The organism is Burkholderia sp. AU31624 (genome assembly GCF_020420065.1).
Lineage (GTDB): Bacteria > Pseudomonadota > Gammaproteobacteria > Burkholderiales > Burkholderiaceae > Burkholderia.
This window is the reverse complement of sequence record NZ_JAIZRT010000015.1, coordinates 36,672-61,447: the sequence shown is the minus strand read 5'-3', so window position 1 is coordinate 61,447 and position 24,776 is coordinate 36,672. Positions and strand designations below refer to the sequence as shown.

General features: G+C 68.6%; 24 protein-coding genes, 1 tRNA gene and 2 riboswitches. Of the genes, 21 read left to right on the top strand and 4 right to left on the bottom strand.

Features of this window, described 5'->3' with window-relative positions:
* Nucleotides 1-4 precede the first annotated feature (4 nt).
* The 9 genes from LGM89_RS36045 (at nucleotide 5) to LGM89_RS36005 (ending at nucleotide 9,779) form a co-directional block, all read left to right on the top strand.
* Complete coding sequence (locus LGM89_RS36045; RefSeq protein WP_226275685.1) at nucleotides 5-2,635, top strand: phage tail protein; 2,631 nt, start codon at nucleotides 5-7, stop codon at nucleotides 2,633-2,635.
* A 15-nt stretch (nucleotides 2,636-2,650) separates the two neighbouring features.
* Entirely contained in the window at nucleotides 2,651-3,331 is a 681-nt protein-coding gene (locus LGM89_RS36040) for a tail fiber assembly protein (RefSeq protein WP_226207564.1), read from the top strand.
* A 60-nt stretch (nucleotides 3,332-3,391) separates the two neighbouring features.
* The gene (locus LGM89_RS36035; protein WP_226275683.1) at nucleotides 3,392-4,564 is read left to right on the top strand and encodes a phage tail sheath protein; all 1,173 of its coding nucleotides are present in this window, start codon (nucleotides 3,392-3,394) and stop codon (nucleotides 4,562-4,564) included.
* Nucleotides 4,565-4,592: 28 nt separating this feature from the next.
* Nucleotides 4,593-5,102, top strand: coding sequence for a phage major tail tube protein (locus LGM89_RS36030; protein WP_048251463.1), 510 nt, complete (start codon nucleotides 4,593-4,595; stop codon nucleotides 5,100-5,102).
* Nucleotides 5,103-5,176: 74 nt separating this feature from the next.
* Entirely contained in the window at nucleotides 5,177-5,557 is a 381-nt protein-coding gene (locus tag LGM89_RS36025; protein ID WP_089493863.1) for a phage tail assembly protein, read from the top strand.
* 8 nt (nucleotides 5,558-5,565) lie between these two features.
* Entirely contained in the window at nucleotides 5,566-5,679 is a 114-nt protein-coding gene (locus LGM89_RS36020; RefSeq protein WP_226275681.1) for a GpE family phage tail protein, read from the top strand.
* Between the two features lie 15 nt (nucleotides 5,680-5,694).
* Complete coding sequence (locus LGM89_RS36015) at nucleotides 5,695-8,256, top strand: phage tail tape measure protein (RefSeq protein WP_226275679.1); 2,562 nt, start codon at nucleotides 5,695-5,697, stop codon at nucleotides 8,254-8,256.
* 24 nt (nucleotides 8,257-8,280) lie between these two features.
* A complete protein-coding gene (locus LGM89_RS36010; protein ID WP_226275676.1) occupies nucleotides 8,281-8,712 on the top strand; it encodes a phage tail protein in 432 nt (143 codons plus the stop codon).
* Nucleotides 8,709-9,779, top strand: coding sequence for a phage late control D family protein (locus tag LGM89_RS36005; RefSeq protein ID WP_089493861.1), 1,071 nt, complete (start codon nucleotides 8,709-8,711; stop codon nucleotides 9,777-9,779). The genes LGM89_RS36010 and LGM89_RS36005 overlap by 4 nt, the downstream gene beginning before the upstream one ends.
* A gap of 173 nt (nucleotides 9,780-9,952) precedes the next feature.
* Here LGM89_RS36005 and LGM89_RS36000 read toward each other — a convergent pair whose 3' ends face one another.
* Both LGM89_RS36000 and LGM89_RS35995 read right to left on the bottom strand, forming a co-directional pair.
* Nucleotides 9,953-10,249 (bottom strand): hypothetical protein, encoded by a 297-nt coding sequence (locus LGM89_RS36000; protein WP_089493860.1) that lies wholly within the window; start codon nucleotides 10,247-10,249, stop codon nucleotides 9,953-9,955.
* A 324-nt stretch (nucleotides 10,250-10,573) separates the two neighbouring features.
* Complete coding sequence (locus LGM89_RS35995) at nucleotides 10,574-11,065, bottom strand: helix-turn-helix domain-containing protein (protein WP_124582294.1); 492 nt, start codon at nucleotides 11,063-11,065, stop codon at nucleotides 10,574-10,576.
* A 90-nt stretch (nucleotides 11,066-11,155) separates the two neighbouring features.
* On the opposite strand from LGM89_RS35995, the gene LGM89_RS35990 reads away from it, so the two are divergent.
* The 7 genes from LGM89_RS35990 (at nucleotide 11,156) to LGM89_RS35960 (ending at nucleotide 16,866) form a co-directional block, all read left to right on the top strand.
* On the top strand, nucleotides 11,156-11,371 hold the full coding sequence (locus LGM89_RS35990; RefSeq protein WP_226275674.1) for a hypothetical protein: 216 nt from the start codon (nucleotides 11,156-11,158) through the stop codon (nucleotides 11,369-11,371).
* A 180-nt stretch (nucleotides 11,372-11,551) separates the two neighbouring features.
* The gene (locus LGM89_RS35985) at nucleotides 11,552-11,800 is read left to right on the top strand and encodes an ogr/Delta-like zinc finger family protein (protein ID WP_226275672.1); all 249 of its coding nucleotides are present in this window, start codon (nucleotides 11,552-11,554) and stop codon (nucleotides 11,798-11,800) included.
* A gap of 189 nt (nucleotides 11,801-11,989) precedes the next feature.
* The gene (locus LGM89_RS35980) at nucleotides 11,990-12,256 is read left to right on the top strand and encodes a hypothetical protein (RefSeq protein WP_226275670.1); all 267 of its coding nucleotides are present in this window, start codon (nucleotides 11,990-11,992) and stop codon (nucleotides 12,254-12,256) included.
* A 7-nt stretch (nucleotides 12,257-12,263) separates the two neighbouring features.
* Nucleotides 12,264-15,056 carry a toprim domain-containing protein gene (locus LGM89_RS35975; protein WP_226275668.1) on the top strand — a complete coding sequence of 931 codons (2,793 nt, stop codon included), beginning with the start codon at nucleotides 12,264-12,266 and terminating at the stop codon, nucleotides 15,054-15,056.
* Nucleotides 15,053-15,424 (top strand): hypothetical protein, encoded by a 372-nt coding sequence (locus LGM89_RS35970; protein ID WP_226275666.1) that lies wholly within the window; start codon nucleotides 15,053-15,055, stop codon nucleotides 15,422-15,424. The genes LGM89_RS35975 and LGM89_RS35970 overlap by 4 nt, the downstream gene beginning before the upstream one ends.
* A 186-nt stretch (nucleotides 15,425-15,610) precedes the next feature.
* Entirely contained in the window at nucleotides 15,611-15,883 is a 273-nt protein-coding gene (locus tag LGM89_RS35965) for a DNA-binding protein (RefSeq protein ID WP_226207632.1), read from the top strand.
* Nucleotides 15,796-16,866, top strand: a complete 1,071-nt coding sequence (locus tag LGM89_RS35960) for a tyrosine-type recombinase/integrase (RefSeq protein WP_226275725.1) — start codon at nucleotides 15,796-15,798, stop codon at nucleotides 16,864-16,866. The genes LGM89_RS35965 and LGM89_RS35960 overlap by 88 nt, the downstream gene beginning before the upstream one ends.
* 15 nt (nucleotides 16,867-16,881) lie before the next feature.
* On the opposite strand, the gene LGM89_RS35955 is transcribed toward LGM89_RS35960, so the two are convergent.
* Nucleotides 16,882-16,957 (bottom strand) — tRNA-Arg (locus LGM89_RS35955).
* Nucleotides 16,958-17,208: 251 nt separating this feature from the next.
* On the opposite strand from LGM89_RS35955, the gene LGM89_RS35950 reads away from it, so the two are divergent.
* On the top strand, nucleotides 17,209-18,099 hold the full coding sequence (locus LGM89_RS35950; RefSeq protein ID WP_089493854.1) for a c-type cytochrome: 891 nt from the start codon (nucleotides 17,209-17,211) through the stop codon (nucleotides 18,097-18,099).
* Between the two features lie 109 nt (nucleotides 18,100-18,208).
* Here the strand turns inward: LGM89_RS35950 and LGM89_RS35945 are convergent, their stop codons facing one another.
* Complete coding sequence (locus LGM89_RS35945; protein ID WP_046547468.1) at nucleotides 18,209-20,296, bottom strand: UvrD-helicase domain-containing protein; 2,088 nt, start codon at nucleotides 20,294-20,296, stop codon at nucleotides 18,209-18,211.
* Between the two features lie 287 nt (nucleotides 20,297-20,583).
* Here LGM89_RS35945 and LGM89_RS35940 point away from each other — a divergent pair, with 287 nt between their 5' ends.
* The 4 genes from LGM89_RS35940 to gcvT all read left to right on the top strand — a co-directional run bounded on the left by LGM89_RS35940 (nucleotide 20,584) and on the right by gcvT (nucleotide 24,687).
* Nucleotides 20,584-21,291: an SGNH/GDSL hydrolase family protein gene (locus LGM89_RS35940; RefSeq protein WP_226275663.1), complete on the top strand. Its 708-nt coding sequence runs from the start codon at nucleotides 20,584-20,586 to the stop codon at nucleotides 21,289-21,291.
* Between the two features lie 237 nt (nucleotides 21,292-21,528).
* Nucleotides 21,529-22,581: an oxidoreductase gene (locus tag LGM89_RS35935; RefSeq protein WP_226275661.1), complete on the top strand. Its 1,053-nt coding sequence runs from the start codon at nucleotides 21,529-21,531 to the stop codon at nucleotides 22,579-22,581.
* Between the two features lie 158 nt (nucleotides 22,582-22,739).
* The gene (locus tag LGM89_RS35930; RefSeq protein WP_039351336.1) at nucleotides 22,740-23,102 is read left to right on the top strand and encodes a hypothetical protein; all 363 of its coding nucleotides are present in this window, start codon (nucleotides 22,740-22,742) and stop codon (nucleotides 23,100-23,102) included.
* Between the two features lie 113 nt (nucleotides 23,103-23,215).
* Nucleotides 23,216-23,317: riboswitch (glycine riboswitch) on the top strand.
* 33 nt (nucleotides 23,318-23,350) lie between these two features.
* Nucleotides 23,351-23,484: riboswitch (glycine riboswitch) on the top strand.
* A gap of 84 nt (nucleotides 23,485-23,568) precedes the next feature.
* A complete protein-coding gene (gcvT, locus tag LGM89_RS35925) occupies nucleotides 23,569-24,687 on the top strand; it encodes a glycine cleavage system aminomethyltransferase GcvT (protein WP_089438953.1) in 1,119 nt (372 codons plus the stop codon).
* Nucleotides 24,688-24,776: the final 89 nt, after the last annotated feature.

Sequence of the window (24,776 nt, the reverse complement as noted above, 5' to 3'; positions counted from 1 at the left end):
GCACATGGCAACCCAGATCATCATCACCGACGCCGGCCGTGCCGCGCTCGTCGCCGCCGGCAACGGCGGCACGAACGCCCACCAGGTCGTGGAAATCGGCCTGGCGAACGCGCCGTTCGTCGCCGACAAGGGGCTCACGAAGCTGCCGAACGAGCTGAAGCGGATCAAGTCCTTCGGCGGCGCCAACGTCGCGCCGGACACGATTCATACGACGCTGAAGGACGACACCGCGGACCAGTACTCGCTGTACGGGTTCGGCCTCTATCTCGAGAACGGCGTGCTGCTGGCCAGCTATGGCCAGGCGACGCCGATCATGGAGAAGTCGCCGGCCGCGATACTGCTGCTGTCGTCCGACCTGCAGTTCGCGACGATCGACGCGACGAAACTCGTGTTCGGCGACGCGTCGTTCCTCAACCCGCCGGCGACCACGGAGCGGCAGGGCGTGGTCGAGCTGGCGACGCAGGCGGAAGTGAACGCGGGTGCGGACGATGCGCGCGCCGTGACGCCGAAAACCGCGGCGTCGCGATATGCGGCGTTGACCGGGGCGAAGTTCACCGGGCCGGTCGTGACTGAATTCGATGCGGGTCCGGATACGGCGCATGTCACGGTGCGTCCGCCGACCGGCAAGAACGGACGGGAAAGCCGCGTGCGTCTGCATGGCACGTTCGGCGGCAACCACGCCGATGTCGGGACGCGCCTGATCGCGACGGTGCGGGCGGGCTTCGACAATGGAGCGTGGGGGCGCGAGTACGTCGATCTGTGGGTCAACAAGACCGGCAACGACGCAGAGACCGACGCGAACCAGGCGCGTGCGGTGCGCGTCACGTACGGTGGCCGGGTGCTCGTCGGCGACGTCAAGAATGACGACGGGGGCTCGAGACTGCGTGTCGGCGGCGATATCGCCGTCGAAGGCACGAGCAATTCGAGGAATTCAACGATCGACGGCGGCGCCGGCAACTTCTCGACACTGTTCTTTGCGGACGGCGGCAAGTTCCGTTGGTCGATGTTCAAGCGCGATGGCGCGGCGACCGGCGGGAATAACGGCAACGACTTCGGCATGAACGCGTTCGCGGATGACGGTGTCACGCAGTTCCCCGCGTTTCGCGTCAACCGTGGCAACCAGACGTTTTCGGTCGCGAAGCGCCTGACCGTCGGCGACATCGGCGACGACGGCCGTAACGCGATCCAGGTCGGCGGGAGCGCAACGTTCGCGGGTGGATTGACCGCGCGTGAAATGGACGCCACGGGTTCCCATTTCCGCGCGATCTCCAACGGCTACGGAGCTTTCCTGCGCAATGACGGCAAAGACGTCTACCTGCTGTCGACCAACAAGGGGGATCCGGACGGCCAGTGGAATGATTTCCGCCCGTTCGCCTGGTCGCTCATCAGCGGGAATGTCCTCATCAATGGCAACGGAGCCTTGACGAACATTGGCGGCGATCTCGTAGTCGGAAAGACTACGGACGAAGGACGCATCAGGGTCGGCCCCACCGACGGCTACTTTTATGCAAATGCCCAGACGGTCGGCTGGTGGAGAAACAACGACTCGTTCCAGTACTTCATGGAAGACCGCACCTTCCGCGTAAACGGCAAGCGGGTGTGGCACGCCGGCAACCTCACGCCGCTCGATCGCACGACCGGCGGCACGATGTCGGGTGATCTCTGGTTCGATCCGGGCAAGCGGATTTTCCTGGCGGAAGGCAGCGCGCAAGCACCGTCGCTCACGTTCGTCAACGACGGTGCGCCGGACACCGGCCTGTACCACATCAACGACGGCTCGTTCGGCGTGACGTGCAACTCGATCCCGCAGGTTGCGTTCACACCGGGCGGAACGACCTTCCAGACACCCGTGCAGGGCCCGACACCCGCCCCGGGCGATCGTTCGAAGGCGCTCGCCACGACTGAATGGGTGCTGGCCGCCCTCTCGACGGCGACGGTCGGCCAGATCGTATTCGAGCCGCGCACGCTGCCGCGCGCCGGGTTCCTGAAAGCGAACGGCGTGCTCGTCAATCGTGCCGACTACCCCGCTCTTTGGGCCTATGCGCAAGCCAGTGGCACGCTCGTCTCGGACGATGAATGGCACAACCAGCGATGGGGTTGCTTCTCGTTGGGCGACGGCTCGACGACGTTCCGCCTGCCGGAGCTACGCGGCGAATTCATCCGGTGCTGGGACGACGCCCGCGGTGTCGACACCAACCGCATCCTCGGCTCGTGGCAGGACAGCGCGAACCGCTCGCACGGCCATGGCGCGAGCGCGGCCGCAGTCGGCGACCACGCGCACTCCGCGTGGACCGACTCACAGGGCTGGCACGGCCACCACGGCTGGACCGGCAGCGTAGGCGATCACCAGCACGTCGCACCCTACACGGAAGTGGGTGTCGCTCCGTTCGGTACGCATTCCGGCGCTCACCAGGGCTCGAACGGCGGCGTCGACAACGACAACCCGTGGGCATTCACGTCCGGCGCCGGCGGTCACAACCATGAATTCAACACCGAAGGCGCCGGCACGCACGGTCACAACGTCGGTATCGGTGCCGCAGGCAGTCACAGCCACGCCATCACCGTCAACCTCGACGGCGCCAACGAATCGCGTTCGCGCAACGTCGCGCTGCTCGCGTTGATCCGCGCTTATTAACCTGGACCCCGAAACATGCTGATCCACCACTACCACCAGTCGACCGGCGAATACCTGAGCAGCGGCCAGCCCGACGCCGATCCGCGCAACCCCGAACGCTGGCTCGTGCCGTCATGGGCGACGTTCGACGAGCCGCCGGCGCGCACGCCGACGACCTGGCCGTTCTATCGCGACAACGCGTGGACGCTGCTGCCGGACTTCCGCGGCCGCCTCTGCTATCGCACCGACACGGGCGAACCGGTCGAAATCGCGACTGCCGGCAAGACGCCCGACGAACTCGGCCTCACGACCGAACCGCAACCGTCGCCGCGCCATGCGTGGATCAACGGCGCGTGGGCGATCCCGGCTGCACTGCTCGAGCGCGAAAAACGCGACGCCGCGATGGCCGAGTTCGAGCGACGACTCGAAGCCGCACGCAAGGCGAACGCCGGCAAGGCCGATGCCTACGCCGCGGGCCTGCTCGACGACGAAGGCGTCTATTACTTCAAGGCCTGGTCGGCCTACCAGATGGCACTCGTTTCGGTCGTCCAGGCCGACACGTTCCCCGATGCGGTGACGTGGCCGACCACGCCGGCGCCGTACGTACCGCCGCCGCCTTCCAAGCCGGAGCCGGAACCTCAACCGGAACCGAAGCCCGAGCCGAAGCCCGACGAACCCAGCGCACCTGCAGCTCCGGTCGCGGACCCCGCGGCCTGATCCGCACGGGATTTCTCCCGTTCTCTTTCATCTGATCTGCACACACAGGAGCCACACACCATGCCGCAGGATTACCACCACGGCGTACGCGTCATCGAAATCAACGAGGGCTCGCGCCCGATCCGCACCGTGTCGACGGCCGTCGTCGGTATCGTCTGCACCGCGTCCGACGCCGATGCCACCGCCTTCCCGCTCGACACGCCCGTCCTGCTGACCAACGTCGTCGCCGCGCTCGGCAAGGCCGGCACCAAGGGCACGCTGCGCCGCACGCTCGACGCGATCGGCCGGCAGACCAAGCCCGTCACGATCGTCGTGCGCGTCGCGGAAGGCAAGGACGCCGCCGAGACGGCGACCAACGTGATCGGCACCGTCACCGCCGACGGCAAGTACACCGGCATGAAGGCGCTGCTCGGCGCGCAGGCGCGCTTCGGCGTGAAGCCGCGCATCCTCGCGACGCCGGGCCTCGACACGCAACCCGTCGCCGCGGCGCTCGCGTCGATCGCGCAGTCGCTGCGCGCGTTCGCGTACGTGTCGGCCAACGGCTGCAAGACGAAGGAAGAAGCCGTCGCCTATCGCAAGCAGTTCAGCCAGCGCGAACTGATGGTCGTCTGGCCGGACTTCCTCGCGTGGGACGACACGACCAGCAAGACGGTCGTCGTGCCGGCCACCGCGTATGCGGCCGGCCTGCGCGCGAAGATCGACAACGACACGGGCTGGCACAAGACGCTGTCGAACGTCGGCGTGAACGGCGTCACCGGCATCAGCGCCGACGTGTCGTGGGACCTGCAGGATCCGGCGACGGACGCGGGCTTCCTCAACGAGCAGGACGTGACGACGCTCGTGAACCGCAACGGCTTCCGCTTCTGGGGTTCGCGCACGTGCTCGGACGATCCGCTGTTCGCGTTCGAGAACTACACGCGCACCGCGCAGGTCATCGCCGATTCGATCGCCGAAGCGCAGATGGCCATCATCGACGGCCCGCTCAACCCGTCGCTGCCGCGCGACATCATCGAAACGATCAACGCCAAGTTCCGCGAATGGATCTCGCAGGGCTACCTGATCGGCGGCTCGGCCTGGTACGACCCGGAGCCGAACACGACCGACGTGCTGAAGTCCGGCAAGGCGTATCTCGACTACGAATACACGCCGGTTCCGCCGCTCGAAAACCTGATGCTGCGCCAGCGCATCACCGACCGTTACCTCGCCGATTTCGCCGCGCGCGTCAGCGCGTAACGACCGGCCTCACCAGGAGTCAAACACGATGGGTATGCCTCGCAAACTCAAGGGATTCAACCTGTTCCAGAACGGCGAGAACTTCGTCGGCCAGGTTGTCGAAGTCACGCTGCCGAAGCTCACGCGCAAGATGGAGGACTACCAGGGCGGCGGCATGAGCGGCCCGATCAAGGTCGACTTCGGGCAGGAAGGGATCCAGCTCGAATGGACCTGCGGCGGCTTCATGCGCTCCGTGCTCGGCCAATACGCGATCACGAAGCACGACGGCGTGCTGCTGCGCTTCGCCGGCGGCTACCAGTCCGAGGATTCGACCAACGTCGACGCGATCGAGATCGTGATCCGCGGCCGCCACAGCGAAATCGACCCGGGCACCGCGAAGTCGAAGGAAGACACCGCGTTCAAGGTCACGACCGTCGCCAGCTACTACAAGCTGTCCGTGAACGGCCAGGACGTGATCGAGATCGACTTCGTCAACATGATCGAGAAGGTCAACGGCAACGACCTGTTCGCCGCGCTGCGCAACGCGATCGGCCTGTAATCCGCCGCCCGGCCGGTTACGCCGGCCGGGCCCTTCCTCGCCCTTCCCCCCGCTTGATCACCGACAGGACCACCATGAATCCGATGCAACCCGACCCGGCCGCGAACGACTCGCAGGCCGATGCGTCCGCCGTCACCGCCGTCGCCGCGCCCGACCAGGACGATCCGGCCACCCACACGCTCGACACGCCGCTCGTGCGCGGCAACCAGACGATCACGTCGATCACGCTGCGCAAGCCGAAATCGGGCGAACTGCGCGGCGTGTCGCTGTCCGACCTCGTCAGCCTCGACGTCGTCGCGCTGTCGAAAGTGCTGCCGCGCATCAGCTCGCCGATGCTGACCGAAGCCGACGTCGCCAACATCGACCCCGCCGACCTCGTGCAGCTGGGAGGCATCTTCGCCGGTTTTTTGATGCCGAAGGCCGTGAAATCCCGACTGGCCTCCCAGACCGCGTAGAAGACCCGATGGCGGACATCGCGACGGTGTTCGGCTGGACACCGCCCGTGATGGATGCCTTCAGCCTGGCCGAGCTGATGGACTGGCGCGAGCGCGCCCGAGTACGCGCCGGCACCCAATGAGCGAAACGATCGACGATGGACAACACCACGAAACTGCGCGTCATGTTCGACATGGTCGACAACATGACGAAGCCCCTGCAAATGATGCTGACCGGCAACAAGGGGCTGGCCGATTCGCTGCGGGCGACCCGCCGCGAGCTGGATGACATGGCGAAGACGCAGAAGCGCATCGGCGAGTTTCGCGAGATACGCAAGGGCCTCGCCACCACGGCATCGGAGCTCTCGGCGGCACGCGCACGCGTCGACACGCTCGCCCAGTCGCTGCGCGCGACCCGCTCGCCGTCGCAACAGATGATCAGCGACTTCAACAAGGCGCAACGCGCGGCCGAGAACCTGGCGTCCGCGCACCACTACCAGGCCGGCCGCGTACAAGCCATGCGTACCCAGCTCGCCGGCGCGGGCATCGACACGCGCAACCTGTCGCGGGACGAGCGCAACCTCCGCGCGACGATGGCGTCGCGTGCATCGATGATCGACGCGGGGGTGCGCGGGTACGACACCCGGCGCCAGCAGCAAGCCGACGCCCGGCGCGCCAGGATCGACGCGCTGCGCGGCGTCGGCGAGAAGTGGGCGAAGCGCGGCGAGACGGTCAAGGGCGTCGGCAAGAACATGCTCGGCATGCTGTCCGATCCGCTCGACGCCGCGAAGCAGGCCGAAAGCGAAACGCTGCGCATGCGCGCCGCGGGTGCGTCGGCCGACGCGGTGAAGTTCGCGCGCGCGCAGCAGGCGCCGGGGCTGTCGACCATCGACAACCTGGCGCTGATGCGCGAATCGCTGACCGAGTTAGGCGGCGACGAACAGCATGCGCGGGTCGCGCTGCCGTTGCTGTCCTCGATGAAATTCGCGAACGAGGCGCTGTACGGCAAGGAAGATGCGAAGAAGAACGTCGACCAGTTCATGAGCATGCTGAAGGTGATCGACCTGCGCGGCGGCACGAAGAGCGAAGCGGCGTTCGGCGCCGAAGCGAACATCGTGCAGAAGATGCAGACGGCGACCGGCGGCAAGGTCAGCGGCGACGAGTGGAACAACTTCGCCGAATCGGGTGGCAACGCGGCCAAGAAATTGCGCACCGACGCGTTCTATTACCAGATGCAGCCGCTCATCGAGAAGCTGGGCGGCAAGTCGGCCGGCGCAGGCCTGGCCGCGCTGTCCGGCAGCGCGCTCGAGGGCAAGGCGTCCGCACTCGCCGCGCAACGGCTGGCGGCGCTCGGCCTCGTCGATCCGAAAGGGCTCACGCACCGGAAGAACGGTGCGATCGCCGGGCTCAAGCCGGGCGCACTGGCGGGCAGCGACATGCTGCAGGCGTCGCCGTTCGAATGGCTCGAAAAGGTGCTGCTGCCGAAGCTCGCCGCCAAGGGCATCACGAGCCCCGACAAGGTCAAGGCCGAACTGGCGAAACTGTTTCCCGACAAGGCCGCGGGGAACCTGCTCACCACGATGTACGACCAGCGCGAGCAGATCCACGACACCGAGCGGCAGAGTGCCGCCGCCGACGGCGTCACCGGCATGCGGGCGAAAGCCGCGGATTCGACCGCGGGCCGCGAGCTCGTCGTCCTCGCGCAGTTGCGCGACCTGAAGCTCGAGATCGGCGAGAAGATCACGCCGATGTACAACGCGGCGCTGGACGTCACGGCCACCGTGCTCGGGAAAATCGTGAAGTTCGTGCGCGAACACGGCACGGCCACCCGCATCCTCGCCACGACTTTCGCCGGGCTGGGTGGCGTACTCACGGTCGTGGGCACGCTGGCGAGCGTCTTCGGTAACGTGCTCGGGACGGTGAACGTGCTCCGCTTCGCGACGTCGATGGTCAGCGCCTTCAGGCTCGTCGGGCAGGCGTTCATGGTGCTCGGCCGGCTCGCGCTGGCGAATCCGGTGATCGCCGTGATCAGCCTGATTGCAGCGGCCGCCATCTACGTCTGGCAGAACTGGGACACGCTCGGCCCGAAGTTCATCGCGCTGTGGGAAACCATCAAGGGCGCGTTCGGCGCGGCCGGCGACTGGATCACCGCGAAATGGGACGCCACCGTCGAGTGGGTGAAGACCGCGATCGGCGGCATCGGCGACTGGTTCGGCGACATCGGCACGCGCTTCCAGGAAATCGGCGCCAGCCTGGTGTCGGGGCTCGTCGACGGCATCAAGAGCCGCTTCGTCGCGGTGAAGGAGACGGTCGGCGGCCTCGGCAGTTCGATGCGCGACTGGGCCAAGGAAAAACTCGGCATAAAGGCTTCGACCACGCCCGACGACGCCACGGCCGGCGCCCCGTCGCTCATGGCCCGCACCGCCGCCGCGCTCACGACCACCGCCGCGCTGGTCGGCCCGCCCGCGTTCGCCGCGAGCCCGGCGATCGCCGCCGCCGCCCCGCTCGAGCGCTACAACCTGTCGCTCGACTACCGCGCACCGCTCACGGCGCCGGCCGCCGCTGCCGCCAGCGCCGCGCCCGCGAGCGGCCCCGTCACCATCAACATCGCACCGCCGCCCGGCGCCGACGCGGCCGAGATCGCCCGCATGGTGCGCGCCGAGCTCGAACGCGCCGAACGCGCGAAAGCGTCGCGCGCCGGCTCGCGCCTGTCCGATTGATCGTTCGTTGAAGGAAACCCGCCCATGATGATGTCGCTCGACCAGTTCGTTTTCAGCCTGGCGACCACGCCGTACCAGGAGCTCCAGCGCCAGCGCAACTGGAAGCACCGCACCAGCTCGCGCATCGGCGTGCGCGATGCGAGCCAGTTCACCGGCGCCGGCGACGACACGATCACCCTGTCCGGCATCGTCGCCCCCGACAACGGCATCGGCGAGATCGCGTCGATCGAGGCGCTCGCCCGGATGGGCGACGCCGGCGACGCCTACGTGCTCGTCGACGGGAACGGCAACGTGTACGGCGCGTACGTGATCGACAGCCTCAACGAGACGGCCACGTATCACACGAAGGAAGGCATCGCGCGCAAGATCGCGTTCACGCTGACGCTCAAGCGCGTGGACGACGGCGTGCTGGCCGAGCCGCAGCAGGACGACAAAAGCGGAGCGGACGAGCAATGAGCACGCTGGAACGCAAGCCGGGCGATGCGCAGGCCCGCGCGGGCCGCGTGCAGCCGCAGGCCGACTATCGGATCACGCTCGACGGCCGCGACCTGTCGCGCCTGATCGCGCCCAACCTCATCAGCCTGTCGCTGTCGGAATCGCGCGCGGACGAGGCCGACATGCTCGACCTGGTGCTCGACGACGCGCGCGGCACGTTCGCGATTCCGAAGCGCGGCGCGAGCATCAAGCTGTCGATCGGCTGGGTCGGCGAGCCGCTCGTCGACAAGGGCGCGTTCACGGTCGACGAAGTCGAGCACGGCGGCGCACCGGACGTCATCACGATCCGCGCGCGCTCGGCATCGATGACGAAGGGCATGCACGAGCGCCGCGAGAAAAGCTGGCACCGGCAGACGATCGGCGCGATCGTGCGCACCATCGCGACGCGCCACGGGCTCACGGCCGCCGTCGACGCCACGCTCGCCGCGACGCGGATCGACCATGTCGACCAGACGCAGGAATCCGACATGTCGTTCCTGACGCGCCTCGCCAGGCGCTACGACGCGGTGATGACCGTGAAGGACAAGCGCCTGCTGTTCATGCCGATCGGCAGCGGCAAGACCGTCAGCGGCCAGCCGCTCGACGTGCTGGCCATCACCCGCGCGAGCGGCGATCAGCATCGCTACCACATCGCGCAGCGCGACGATTACACGTCGGTGCGCGCGCACTATCACTCGAACGGCAGCGCGCGGCGGCTGTCGGTGGTCGTCGGCGACGCAAAAGGCAAAAACGTCAAGGTGCTGCCCGAGGATTACGCGACGGAAGCCGAGGCCCGGGCGGCCGCGCAAGCCGACTATGCGCGCACGCAGCGCGGCCAGTCGACGCTGAGCTACACGCTCGCACTGGGCCGGCCCGAACTGTTTCCCGAAATGCCCGTCACCGTGACGGGGTTCAAGCCGGAAATCGACGAGACGCCGTGGCTCGTGAAGAAGGCGACGCATACGATCGGCGACGGCGGGTTCACGACCGCGCTCGAGCTCGAGGTACGCGATGCGCCGAAGCAGTCGGGTCGAACCGGCAAGCGCTGACGGGTGAAGTAACGCCCAGGGCCGCAATGCCCGGCACGCGATCGCGTGCCGGCGATCGCGGTGGCGAACTCAGGATCTCGGTGGGCGGGGCGACGCAATGCGCGGGGTGCGCGGCTCGGATTCGATGCAGCGGCCGGAGCGAATGCCGGCCGGCGGGGAGGCGTGGCGGCGCTTCAGCTCGATTGCTGGCGCCCGCCGAGCGTGATGCGCGTGTCCCGCGCGTCGTCGCATTGCTGCAACGTGGCCCGCGCATCGCGCAGATTGGCCATCGCCTGCAGCGCGGCCTCGAGCACCTGCCCGACCGACAGCATCGCGCTGTCGATCTTTGCGTGCGCGTCGGCCCGTTCGTCGTCGGTCAGGTCCGGACGATATCGCGGCGGGCCCATCGTCGATCCGCGCGGGTCCGCGCGATGGTCGGCGCGCGCCGACGCGCCGATCGTCCCGATGTCGTGCTTCCTGTTGGTGTCCATTTTTCCGGTCTCCGCAAACTCAGTCATCCACCGGGGGCCGCCTGACACGACGGGTCGCCTCGGAACGCCCCGCCGCCAGCTCACCGGCTTTCAGAATGCTAAACCAATACTGTATGGATATACAGTTATTCGTCCGATTTTATCCGATGCGCTTGCGCGGCGCGCTCAGCGCACCGCCGTGGTATCGGGGAAAGGGAAAGGGGATGAGCCGCCCGCGCCGCCGCATGCGCCGTGGCGCGGATCGGGCCGCGTGTGGCCGCGTGTGGCCGTGCGCAGCGCGCTGCCGGCATACGCAGCAGCGCGTGCGCCGGGCCGCGCGGCCGCTTATTTCTTCGGTTGCTTCGCCGCGCGCTCGGACTTCAGCCGTTCGACCTCGGCCATCGCGCGCTCGACGTTTTCCGCCGTGCGCTGATCGAGTGCCGCCCGGCGATTCTCCGGCAGGCGCTTCGCGCGCCGCGCCGGCGCCGACTGCACCATCGCGCCCGTGCTGATGCAGCTGGCGAGAAACGCGTGCAGCGACGCCTTGCCGGCGTCGTTGAGCTGCCGGTACATGGCCAGCACGTCGGCTTCGTCCGCGTCGCGGCCGCCCGCCGCCGACGCCGGTTCGCCTGCCGTGGACCGCTCGCCGGTCAGCACGTAGCCGATATCGACACCGATCTCGCGAACGGCCAGCAGATAGGACGCGTCGGGAGAGCGCTCATCCGACTCGTACGCCGACTGCGAGCGCCTCGCGACACCGCCCACGGTCGCAAACTCATCCTGGCTGAGCCCGATCCGCAAGCGCTCGTCCCGCAAGCGACTCCCGATTTGTGTCATAAATTACCCATTAACAATTGACGCGCTGTTTTTTGCTCATTACACTGGCCTTACCGTAACGCAAGACTATCTCGACAAAGTATACCGACCATGACTACTCCCCAAGGCCCGCGCCGTTCGCCGCGCGGCACGATGTCGGACAAACCCGTCTACGTCGGGCTGACGCCGGTCGAGCGCGGCGAGCTCGAGCAGCTCGCCGCGCAGCGCAACCGCTCGATCTCGAGCATGGCGCGCGAACTGATCCGCATCGGCGCGAGCCACCTGCGCGCAATCGCGGCACCGCGCTCGCGCACCACCAGCCGTTGAACCGGGCGCCGTCATGTTCCGCACCGTCGAACTCGTCCGACCGTCCGTGCCCGCAACATCGATTGTGAACCGCGCGCACGCCCGCACCCATCCGCCGATCGGCCAGCGATGCAGCCGGATCGCCCGCGAAGCCCACCGTCCGGCCGGCCCTGCGCAGACTCTCGCCCGGAGCACGCCCCCATGCGAATCCTGAACCGTTGCCCGCACTGCCGCACCCGCGCCACCGCGCGCAGCAGCCGCGAAATGTCGCTGACGTTCCGCGAAATCACGTTCCAGTGCGCGAATCCGGAGTGCGGCCACACGTACGTCGTCAACATGGAATTCGCCCGCACGCTGTCGCCGTCCGCCGTCCCGAACCTCGCGTTGCACTTGCCGCTTTCGCCGCACGTCCGCGAACGCCTGGCCGCGCAACTCGAGCTGCCCGTCTGACGCCCTAACCCCTCGTTCCCGCGTTTCCCTCGCATCGTGCCTGAACGGCGCGAGGGATCGCCTTTGCCATTGAAAAGGACACCTCATGATCCCGATCCAAGCGGGCCGCGCCGTCCGATGCCCCGCCCGCCCGGCGATGGTCCGCCACCCCGCGCGATGCGTACGGGTCTATGACCAGGAGGCGCGCCCATGAACCGCTACGCCACCGAACCCGCGCCGCACGACGCCGCGCTGCGCGCCGCCATCGCGGCGGCCGCCGACACGCTGGGCTTCGACGCCCTGCCGGACAGCCCCGAGCGGCAACGCACGCTCGGCCGCTTCGTGTCGGCGCTCGCCGATCGCCTCGCGCTCGGCTTCCCGCAATCCGCCGCCGCGCTGCGCGCGCTCGCCCATTCACCGGCCACGACGGGCCATCCCGCGCCGCCCGCATCACCGCAACCCGAACGGCAGCAATGACGAAGATATGGCCTCGATCGACGAACTGAAACGACACATCGACCTGCATGACCTCGCCGGCCGCCTCGGCCTGAAACGCGGCCGCGGCGGCGACCGCGCGCTCTATCACTCGCCGCAGCACGCGGACCGGAGCCCGTCGCTGTCGATCTATGCGAATCACCCGAAGTACGGCACCGGCTGGCGCGATCACAGCGCCGACGCCGGCGGCTCGTGCATCGACCTCGTGATCCACGCGCGCGGCGGCACGGTGGCCGACGCCGTCCGCTATCTCCACGACGCGTATGGCCTCCCGTCCGAGCGCCCGGCCCCCGCCGAGCGCCGCGAGAAATCCACCGTCGAATACATCGCCGACCGCTGCACGGCCGAACGCGATCGCGTGCGCGACTACCTCGGCGGCCGCGGCATCTCCGCCGCGGCGCTCGACGCGGCGTTCGCGGCACGCACGCTCGGCTTCAATACGTGGACGAGCCCGAAGATCGCCGCCGGCGACGTCGGCCACGGCGGCCCCGCCGCCGCGTTCGTGGTGCGCGCGCCGGGCGATGCGCGCGTCGTCGCGGTCGACATGCGCTACGTCGACCCCGCGCTCAACGGCGGCGTCAAGACGCAGACCCAGGGCGACAAGGCCGGCTACGGCTGGACCGCCGACGCGCGCCGGCTCGACCGCGCGAAACGCGTGGTCATCGTCGAGAGCGCGATCAACGCGCTGTCGATCGACACCTGCGCGCTGCCCGGCACGGCCGCGCTGGCGCTGCGCGGCCTCGCGAACGTCGAACGCATCGACTTCGCATTCCTGCGCGGCAAGCAGGTCACGATCTGCCTGGACAACGACGAGCCGTTCGCGGAAGGCCACCCGCGCGCCGGGCAGCGCCCCGGCCCCGAGGCCGCGTGGGCGCTCCACGAACGGCTGACCGCGCTCGACATCAGCGCCGTGCTGGTCGACCAGTCGGACTGGCTGGCGGATCTGGCGGACGGCGACGCCAAGCGCACGCCGATCAACGACGTGAACGACTACCTGCAGCTGCGCGGCCCGGCCGACCTCGCACGCGCGCTCGACCAGCTCGAGCCGTGGCTCGTCGCCGGCCTGCCCGGCGACGCCTCGCGCCGCGGCCGGCCGCGCATCTTCCTGCCGGCGCACGATTTCGCGCAGTACTGGCGGTTTCGCGTGCGGCCCGACTTCACGAACTACATCACCAAGATGGATCGCAACGAGGAATCCGGCGTCGAGACGCCCGTGATGACCGACCTGTGCGGCTTTCGCATCGCCGGCATCAGCCGCGTGGCCGTCGCGAGCGCGACGTCGACAATGACGGGCGACGCCGACCAGGCGCCCACCGTCTACTTCGCCGTGTCGGTGCAGGCGCCGCGGCACGGTGCGCAGCTGATCCGCCGCGTGATGCTCGACGACCAGCTGCACAACGTCGACCAGTGGAGCAAGTTCGGCCCGATCTGGGCGCCGGCGCCGTTCAAGCGGATGGTGAACATCCTCGAGCGCGGCGCCGACCTCGGCGCGCGCCGGGCCGCGAACTTCGTCGGGCTCGCGTGGCGCGACGGGCGGCTGATCGTCAACGAAGGCCCCGACTGCTACTTCACCGAAGCGGACAAGCAGTGCCCGTATCACAACCTCACGTTCCCGGGCGGCCCGGTGAGCGACGCGCGCCGCGTGATCGCCGCCTATCAGACGACGTTCCGGCAGAACGCCGCGACGATCCCGCTCGTGTGGGCGCTCGGCGGCCACCTGAAGGCGCTGCTCGGCTTCTGGCCGCATCTGACGGTCCAGGCGAACAAGGGCGCGGGCAAGTCGACGCTCATCAAGCGGCTCGAGCGCTCGCTCGCGTTCACGATGTTCTCGGGGCAGTCGCTGCAGACCGAATTCCGCCTCCTGACCAGCATCAGTCACACGAGCCACCCGGTCGGCTGGGAAGAGCTGTCGGCACGGCGGCAGGACGTGATCGACAAGGCGGTCGGGCTGCTGCAGGAGAACTACCAGTACACGGTGACGCGGCGCGGCACCGACATGACCGAATACCTGTTGTGCGCGCCCGTGATGCTGGCCGGCGAAGACGTGCCGGTGCGCAGCCTGCTCGGCAAGCTCGTGCGCACGACGCTGACCGGCAAGCGCGGGCCGCTGCTGCCCGACGACCTGCCGCGCTTCCCGGTCCGCCAATGGCTCGAGTTCCTGACCGGCCTCGACCGGCGCACCGCGCTCGACCAGTACGCGACGCTGCGCGACCAGGCGCTCGCCGGCTGCCGCGCGAGCGGCGAGGACGACGGCGCGCGGCGCATGGCCGGCAACTACGCGGCGATCGGGCTCGCGTGGCGCTACCTGTGCGATTTCGCCGGCATGGACCCGAGCGAAGGCGAGTTCCCGCGCGACCTGATCGCCGAGATGAACGGCCACGTCGCCGAAACCAGCGCCGACCGCGAGCCGTGGGTCTGGATCATGGAAACGGTGCTGTCGGAAATCGACGGCGGCAACTACAAGCATCCGTACACGTTCGACACCGTCGACGGCGAATTCTGCCTGCTGCTGCGCACCGGGCACGTGATGGATCACCTCGCGCACACGAGCGCGCTGCGCGACAAGTGGAACGGCCTGCCGGTGAAGTCCGACCGCGTGTTCAAGGCGCAGCTCAAGCACGCCGGCGTCGTGGTCGGCGAGAAGGAGGTCGAGCGCCGCATCTACATGCGCCGCGTGCCGTACCTGACGCCGGTGTCGCTCGAGCGCCTGGCCGCATTCGGCCTGCACGTGTCGGTGCGCGAGGACCTGGCGACCGACGCGCTGCAGGGAGGCCGACCATGAGCCATGCCCTGTCCGGCCAACCACCGCACGGCGGAACCCGCCGGGAGTGGGCAGGCAGCGCACGCGAGTCGTGGTTGTCGCGGGTGACGGCTCGCAAGTCCTTGATTCCTGAGGAAACTGCCGCCCTGCCTCACGCCGGGTTCGCCACGTGTCATGCCGCTTTTGCCATGAGTCCGGCCGGCGCGCCGGCGGCGGTCCCTTCTTCTTTCTCTCTCTTCAACTCATTGAAGAAAAAGAAGAAAGAGAACCGGGAAGCCACGGCGACGAGCCGCCATCGCGCGCCACGAGTCGGCGCCGCATTGCCATCGGTCGCCGGCGATGCAGCGAGTTCGCGCCATGGGTTCCACGCGCTCGCCACGCCTGAATGATGGCAACCGATGGCCAACAAAACGCTTGAACATCAACGTGTTATGCACCCTTCACACGCGAACCACCACTCCACGAGTTGCGGTGCGTGCCCGCCCGGCGCGCGGCCTGCCGACAGCCCGCATCCGGCCACCGTCGACCTGGCCGGCGCCGCGGCGCTGCTCGGCGCCCATCCCGAAACGGTGCGCCTGAAGGCCCGGGCCGGCGCGCTGCCCGGCCGCAAGGTCGGCAAGCGCTGGATCTTTTCCGTCGCCGCCCTGCAGCGCTACCTCGCCGGCGAATGGCTCCCGCCCGTCGCCCATCACGATCAGCAAGAGGAAACCCGCCCATGTCGCTCTACAAGCGCAAGACCAGCCCCAACTGGCAATACAAGCTGTACCCCCCTGGCGGCGGAACGCCGATACAGGGAAGCACTGGCACCCGCGACAAAGCGCAGGCCCAGGAATTCCACGACCGGCTGAAGGTCGACCTGTGGAATCAGGCGCGGCTCGGCACGAAGCCGCGCCATTCGTGGAACGACGCGGTCGTGCGCTACGTCGGCGAACGCGCGGGGCTCGCCAGCCTGGAAACGTCGAAGATTCATCTGCGCTGGCTCGACCGGCACCTGTCCGGCGTCGCGCTCGCCGATATCGACCGCAACCGCGTCGACGCGATCGCGCTCGCGAAGCGCCAGGAGCCGCGCACGGTGCGCACCCGGCACGGCATCGTCGAGACCGACCGCGCCGTCAGCGACGGCACCGTGCGTCGCGTGATCGGCGTGCTGAAGTCGGTGTTGAATGCGGCGGTCGAATGGGAATGGCTGGAGCGCGCGCCGGTCACGAAACGCGCGAAGATCGTCTCGAAGCGCATCCGCTGGCTGACCCCGGCCGAAGCGGAGCGGCTGCTCGCCGAACTGCCCGCGCATCTCGCCGACATGGCGCGTTTCAGTCTGGAGACCGGCCTGCGCCGCGCCAACGTGACGGGGCTGCGGTGGTCGCAAGTCGACCTCGCGCGGCGCGTCGCGTGGATCCACCCGGACCAGGCGAAGGCGCGCAAGGCCATCACGGTGCCGCTTTCGGAAACCGCGATCGCCGTACTGCGCCGCCAGCATGCGAACCCGCGGGCGCCGGAGTGCGCGGACAGCGTGTTCACCTATCGCGGCCGGCCGGTCTACCAGACGGCGACGGCCGCCTGGGCCAAGGCGCTGCAGCGTGCCGGCCTGAGCGATTTCCGCTGGCACGACCTGCGTCACACGTGGGCGAGCTGGCACGTGCAGCGCGGCACGCCGCTGCAGGTGCTCAAGGAGCTGGGCGGATGGGAGACGATGGAAATGGTGCAGCGGTACGCGCACCTGTCGGCCGACCACCTCGCGCAATGGGTCACGCCGCTGACGGCCGAGCGCGTGCCGGTGCCGGCTGCAATTCAGCTGCAACGAGACAATGCGACGAACGGAGAAAACCGCTGAGAGCCTGACTAGGCTTGGCGCGCCCGGCTGGGATCGAACCAGCAACCCCTGCCTTCGGAGGGCAGTACTCTATCCATTGAGCTACGGGCGCCTGTGACAGTGAAGCGACCCCAATATACAGGCCGCCCACGATTGGCAAGACGGCAAGGATACCCGGTTTCCCATGACGCGTCCACCTTGCCCGACGAATCCCCGCCGGGCCGCGCCGCGTGCGGGTAAACACGCGCCATCGCACCGCTCGCCGTGATGTAAACGTTCCGTCTATAATCGACCGGGCTTCATTGGACTGCCATTTGCCGTTGCACCGCGCTCACAATTCCTAATCACGGAGACGAGGCAAGCATGAGCGAAGCACCCCACGAATCTCCCGTCAAAACCCCCGGGCAGCTGATTGCCGTCATCATCGCGTCGTTCGCGATTCCGATCATCCTGATCGTCCTGTTCGCCAACTATGCGAACCATGCGTTCCGTGCCGGCGCCGGCACGGACGCGCTATCCGACGAACAGGTCGCCGCACGTGTCGCCCCGCTCGCGAAGGTCGACGTGAAGGACGCCAACGCGCCCCGCACGTTCAAGACCGGCGAGGCAGTCTACAAGGCCGTCTGCGTGACCTGCCACGGCACGGGCGCCGCCGGCGCGCCGAAGTTCGGCAACAAGGACGACTGGGCGCCGCGCATCTCGCAAGGCTTCGACACGCTGCTGAAGACGGCGCTGGCCGGCAAGGGCGCGATGCCGCCGCGCGGCGGCACGAGCCCCGACGACGTCAGCGACTATGAAATCGCCCGTGCGATCGTCTACATGGCGAACAACGACGGCGCGAACTTCCCCGAACCGGCCGCGCCGGCCGCCAACGCGGCGCAACCGGCCAGCGGCACCGCAGCCGCATCGGGCACGGCGGACGCCGCCAGCGCGCAAATCGCCGCGGCCCAGGCTGCGATCGCCGCGATCCCGAAAGCCGGCGAAGCGCCTGCGGCGGCCGCCGCCCCGGCCGGCGCCGACGCCGGCAAGGCGCTGTACACGTCGACCTGCCAGGCCTGCCACGCGGCGGGCGTGCTCGGCGCGCCGAAGTTCGGCAGCAAGGAAGACTGGGCGCCGCGCCTGAAGGACTCGATGGATACGGTCTACAACTACGCGTTGCACGGCAAGGGCGCGATGCCGCCGAAGGGCGGGTCGAACGCGTCGGACGCCGACGTGAAGGCCGCCGTCGACTACATGGTCAACGCGTCGAAGTAACCCCACCCGGCCGTCAGTAAAAAACCCCCGCGATGCACACGCGTCGCGGGGGTTTTGTTTTGCGGGCGGACCTCTGGAGCACCGTGCGCCCGGCGGCGGCGCCGCCGCGTCACTTCTGCAGCAACGCCTTCAGGCTCGCGAGCCGGTCCTTCGGCGACATCGGCGCCTCTTCCGGCGTCGGTGGCGGCGCGTCGTCGAGCCCCATCTCCGGGATGAAGCGCGACGGTTCGCACACGACCGTCTCGCGCGCCCGCTTGCGCTTCTTGCACCAGTTCAGGTGCAGGCTGCGCTGCGCGCGCGTGATCGCGACGTACATCAGCCGGCGCTCCTCCTCGATCCGCTCGTTGTCGATCGGGCCGTCGTCCTCGGAGCCGCCGCGGTGCGGCATGATGCCTTCCTCGACGCCGACCAGGAACACGTGCGGATACTCGAGCCCCTTCGACGCGTGGACCGTCGACAACCGCACCGCATCCGGATCCTCGTCCTTGCCCTCGAGCATCGACATCAGCGCGACGGTCTGGATCAGGCCGAGCAGGTTCTTGCCGGTATCGGCGAGCCCGTCCGCGTTGTGGAAACCCTCCGCCTCGCCATCGACCGCTTCCGTCTCGGGCTTGGTGCCCTTGCGCTTCAGCCATTCGAGGAATTCGAGCACGTTCTGCCACTTCGACTGCGCCTGCCGTTCGTCGAACGCGTCGTACAGGTACGCCTCGTAGTGGATCGCCTCCATCATGTCGTCGAGCACGGCGGTGGCGGGATCCTTGTCCGCACGCTCGGTCAGGCGCTGGATGAAGTCGCAGAACATCCGCAGCGGCTCGACCTGGCGCGCGGACAGCCGCGCCTCGATCCCGCCCATGTACACGGCCTCGAACAGCGACACCTTCGCCTGGCCCGCGAACGAGCCGAGCGCTTCGAGCGTCGTGTTGCCGATCCCGCGGCGCGGCGTCGTGACCGCGCGGATGAACGCGGGATCGTCGTCGGCGTTCGCGATCAGCCGCAGGTACGCACACAGATCCTTGATCTCGGCCTTGTCGAAGAACGACTGGCCGCCCGACAGCACGTACGGAATCCGCTCGCGGCGCAGCACCTGCTCGAAGATCCGCGCCTGGAAGTTGCCGCGATACAGGATCGCGTAGTCGCGGAACTGCGCGCGCCGCTCGAACTTGTGCGCGGACAGCCGGAACACGACCGATTCGGCTTCATGCTCCTCGTCGTTGCACGGCGTGACGGTGATCGAATCGCCCATCCCGTGCTCGGACCACAGCTTCTTCTCGAACAGTTTCGGGTTGTTCGCGATCACGTTGTTCGCGGCGGTGAGGATGCGCACCGTCGACCGGTAGTTCTGCTCGAGCTTGACTAGGTGCAGCTTCGGGAAATCCTTGCCGAGCTGCGCGAGGTTCTCGAGCGTCGCGCCGCGCCAGCCGTAGATCGCCTGGTCGTCGTCGCCCACTGCCGTGAACGCCGCGCGCGGGCCGGCGAGCAGCTTCAGCAGCTCGTACTGGCACGCGTTGGTGTCCTGGTATTCGTCGATCAGCAGGTAGCGCAGCTTGTTCTGCCAGCGGTCGCGCACCTGTTCGTTCTTCGCGAACAGTTCGGCGGGCAGGCGGATCAGGTCGTCGAAGTCGACCGCCTGGTACGCATGCAGCGTCGCGACGTAGTTGCGGTAGACCAGCGCGGCCTGGTGCTCGTCCTCGTTGGCCGCGATCGTCATCGCCTCCTCGGGCATGATCAGGCCGTTCTTCCACAGCGAGATGGTGCTCTGGATCTTGCGGATCAGGCCCTTGTCGGTCGTGCCGATCTGCTCCTGGATCATCCCGAAGCAGTCGTCCGAATCCATGATCGAGAACTGCGGCTTCAGGCCGACGTGCTCGGCCTCCTGGCGCAGGATCTGCACGCCCAGCGAGTGGAAGGTGCAGACGGTGAGCTGGTTGACGGGCACCTTGCGGCCTTCCTTGCCGGGCGTGGTGAGCGTCTTGCCCTCGAGCAGCTTCGACACGCGCTCGCGCATTTCGGCGGCCGCCTTGTTCGTGAACGTGACGGCGGCGATGTGGCGCGGCTCGAAGCCTTTCGCTTCGATCAGGTGCGCGATCTTCTGCGTGATCACGCGGGTCTTGCCGCTGCCCGCGCCGGCGAGCACGAGACAGGGACCGTCGAGGTAGCGCACCGCTTCGTTCTGGGCGGGATTCAGGCCTGCGGACATGATGACGGATGGTGTTGCGGTTGACGGCGGAACGCCGGGAGGATGCCGTGCGCGGCGGGCTGGCGAAGCAGGCGGACACGCGGGCAGGACGCGCATGTTAACACGTCGGCGGCGCGCTTTTCGGGAGCGCCGCCGCGCGGGGCTGCGCGGGCCGACCGGCCGGCCGCCCCCTGCCCGTTCGGCCAATCCGGCCCCGTTCGCGCACCGATCGGCCACAATATGGCCACTTCGGCGCCGCCCCCGCGCCGGCCCGTTTGCGTCACCTGTACCGCCACCGGATCGACATCATGGGATACCCGTTCGCCACCGCTGCCCTCGGCCCGCTGCTGTTCGCGCAGGGGCGCTACGTGCGCCGCGTCACGCCGCGGCTGCCCGAGGCCGCCGGCCCGCGCGACGGCGTGGCGGGCGACGGCCCGCCGCTGCGCGTGCTGGTGGTCGGCGATTCGGCCGCGGCGGGCGTCGGCGTCGCGACGCAGCGCGACGCGCTGTCCGGGCAACTGGCGAGCGCGCTCGCGGCCACCCATCGCGTGAGCTGGAAGCTGCTCGCGCGCACCGGCCTGACCACGCGGGAGCTGGTCGACTGGCTCGCCGCCGAGCCGGCCGAGCCGTTCGACGTGGCCGTCACGTCGCTCGGCGTCAACGACGTGACGGGCGGCGTGCCGCCGGCTCGCTGGCAGGCGCAGCAGGCCGAGCTCGTCCGGTTGCTCGCCGCGCGCTTCCGGGTCGGGCACGCGATCCTGTCGGCGGTGCCGCCGATGGAGCGCTTTCCGGCGCTGCCACAGCCGCTCGCGTGGTATCTCGGGCTGCGCGCGAAGCGGCTCAACACGGCGCTCGCCGGTTGGGCCGCCACGCAGCCGCACTGCACGTTCCTGCGCGTCGAGCTGCCGCTCGAGCGCCACCTGATGGCCACCGACGGCTTCCACCCCGGCGCAACCGCCTGCGCGGTGTGGGCCGCGCAGGTCGCCGCCGCCGTGCTGCGGCGGGCAACCGTATGACGCCGGGCGGCGCCCCCGCGGCAGCCGTTCATTGCACGGGTGTAGGCAGGCAAACCCCGCTCGCGCGGCCGACCGGCTTGCGCAAAATGCCGGATTTCCTTGCGCAAGCGCCGCATCGCATCGTGCATTTCGCCAGAACGCGCCGGTGCAAGCGGCGGCGCCATGCCAAAATAGCCGGTCGTCTTCGCGCCGTCCCGGCGCGCCATCCTTTAGTTTCCTTCGCAGCCAGGAATTGCCATGTCGTCATTGCTCAGGATTGGTTTGATGGGTTTCGGTTTCGCCGGCGCGACGTTCCACGCGCCCGTGATCGCCACGAGCGGCCGCACTGAAGTCGCCGCGATCGCGACGGGTCAGCCCGATCGCGCGCAGGCGGCGTATCCGGGCGCGCGCGTCGTCCCCGATCTCGACACGCTGCTCGGCCTCGACGACATCGAGTGCGTGGTGATCGCCACGCCGAACGACACGCACTTCGCGCTTGCGCGCCAGGTGCTCGAAGCGGGCCGCCACGTGGTCGTCGACAAGCCCGTGACGCTCACCGCCGACGAGGCGCTCGCGCTCGCGCGGCTCGCGAACGCGCGTAGCCGGCTGTTCGCGCCGTTCCACAACCGCCGCTGGGACGGCGATTTCCTCACCGTGCGCGACATCGTCAAGTCGGGCGAGCTCGGCCGCATCACCCGTTTCGAGTCGCACTTCGACCGCTTCCGCCCGACGCCGCGCACGCGCTGGCGCGAGGAGCCGGCTCGCGGCGGCGGCCTGCTGCTCGACCTCGGCCCGCACCTGATCGACCAGGCGCTCGCGTTGTTCGGCCTGCCGGAAACGGTGAGCGCGACCGTCAAGACGCGCCGCGACAACGGCACGGCGCCCGATTTCGTGCACCTGCAGCTCGGCTATCCGGACAAGGACGTCGCGCTGCATGCGAGCGCGCTGTCGGCGATCGAACCCGCGCGCTTCACGCTGCACGGCACGCGCGGCAGCTACCAGAAGTTCGGGCTCGACACGCAGGAAGACCAGCTCAAGGCCGGCCTCACCGCCGACGACGTCGAATTCGGCGGCGGCAACCCGCCCGGCCTGCTGCGCGTGCTCGACGGCGAAGTCGAGGTCGAGCGCCCGGTGCCGACGCTCGATGGCCAGTACGCGGAGTTCTACCGCGCGCTCGCCGCATCGATCCGCGACGGCGCGCCGTTCCCCGTCGCCGCGCAGGACGCCGTCGACGTGATGACGATCATCGAGCTCGCCGCGCAGAGCGAGCACGACGGCCGCCGGGTGCCGTTCGTGCGCCGCACGATCTGACACCGCGCGCCGGCCGGTGGCGGCCGGCCGGCGCCGGTGCATCCGGATCAGCCGGAACATTCGGTTACAAATGCCGGAGGAACGAAAGTCAGCGGCAGACTAGTCTGATGCGTTTCTCAAAAAAGTCGATCCGACACCAATCCGTCAGGAGAATGTTGATGCAACGGTTGATTCGCGCAGCAGTGTGCTGCGCCCTGGTTTCCTCGCTTGCGGCCTGTATCGTGCAGCCGCAGCAGCCGGTCCGCCCGGCGCCCCCGCCGCGGCCGAATCCGCAGGTCGTCGCGAACGAGCGGATGCAGCAGATCCAGGGCCGGATCGACAACCTGCACCGCCGCATCGATGCGCGCGTGAACGGCGGCTACTACCCGCCGCCGTACGGCGCGCAGCTGCATCATCGCCTCGACGTGATCCGCCAGGAATCGAACGACATGTCCGCGCAGCACAGCGGCGGCCTGTCCGGCGACGAGCAGCGCGTGCTGAACCAGGAACTCGACACGGCCGCACGCGCGATCGGCGAGTAACGCACCGGCGCCCGCCGGAGCGGAAAAAGCGGCGGCACCGGTTGCCGCCGCTTGTCGCGAAGCGACATTCTTTTGCTCAAATTGACAAGGCCCACCCGCTCGCGTACAGTCGCCCGCACGCGTCGGGAGAGCGTGTAACCGGGCTGTTTCAGCCGGTTGCGCCGCCGAAGGGGCACACCCGCAAACTCTCAGGCAAAAGGACCGACCGCGTCGGGGAATCCCGTCCGCGCATTGCGCGGGCCACACTCTCCCCGCACTCTGGAGAGCGGCAGTAGCCCGCAGCGCATCCGCTGCGCGGGCAAGCTGCCCACCGAAGGGGCGCGCGTTCGCCAGGCCTGGCCGGCAGCGCAATCTCTCAGGTATCGAGGACAGAGGGGCATGTACCGGATCGCTCGCAGGCCATCGGCCGCGGTGGTCGGCACATGGCCGTTCTGATCCGCGCGCAAGCGCCTTGCCTGAGGCCTCGATGACTGCACTGAATCACACCCCGCTCAACGCCGCGCACCGCGCGCTCAATGCCCGCATGGTCGATTTCGGCGGCTGGGACATGCCCGTCAACTACGGCTCGCAGATCGAAGAACATGAAGCCGTGCGCACCGACGCCGGCATGTTCGACGTGTCGCACATGTGCGTCGTCGATTTCACCGGCAGCCGCGTGCGCGCATTCTTCGAGCATGCGATCGCGAACAACGTCGGCAAGCTCAAGACGCCCGGCAAGGCCCTCTACTCGTGCCTGCTCAATCCGCAGGGCGGCGTCATCGACGACCTGATCGTCTACTACTTCACCGAAGAATTCTTCCGCGTCGTCGTCAACGCCGGCACGGCCGAGAAAGACATCGCGTGGTTCAACCAGCTGAACGAGCAAGGCGGCTTCGGCGTCACGATCGCGCCGCGCCGCGATTTCGCGATCATCGCCGTTCAGGGCCCGAACGCCCGCGAAAAGGCCTGGGCGACCGTGCCCGCCGCGCGTGCCGCCACCAGCGAACTGAAGCCGTTCAACGCCGCGCAGGTCGCCGGCACGCCGTTCGGCGATCTCACCGTCGCGCGCACCGGCTACACCGGTGAAGACGGTTTCGAAGTGATCGTCCCGGCCGTGCACGTCGAAGCGCTGTGGAACGCGCTGCAGCAAAACGGCGTGCGCCCGTGCGGGCTCGGCGCGCGCGACACGCTGCGCCTCGAGGCCGGCATGAACCTGTACGGCCAGGACATGGACGACACCGTGTCGCCGCTCGACGCGGGCCTCGCGTGGACGGTCGATCTCTCCGCGCCGCGCGACTTCGTCGGCCGCGCCGCACTGGAAGCCAACGGCACCCGCGCCGCGTTCGTCGGCCTGATCCTGCAGAAGGAAAACGGCAAGGCCGGCGGCGTGCTGCGCGCGCACCAGAAGGTCGTCACGCCGCACGGCGAAGGCGAGATCACGAGCGGCACGTTCTCGCCGTCGATGCAGGAATCGATCGCGTTCGCGCGCGTGCCGGCAGCCGTCCAGATCGGCGACCTGGTCCAGGTGCAAATTCGAGACAAGAATCTTCCCGCGCGCGTGGTAAAACTGCCGTTCGTGCGCAACGGCAAGGTCCTCGCTGCGTAACGGCCGGGAGGCCCGCCTCCCGGGAAGCCGGGAGATGGCGCCCGGCGCAACACCACACCCGGCGCGCCCCGGCGGCGCGCCAGCAAAAC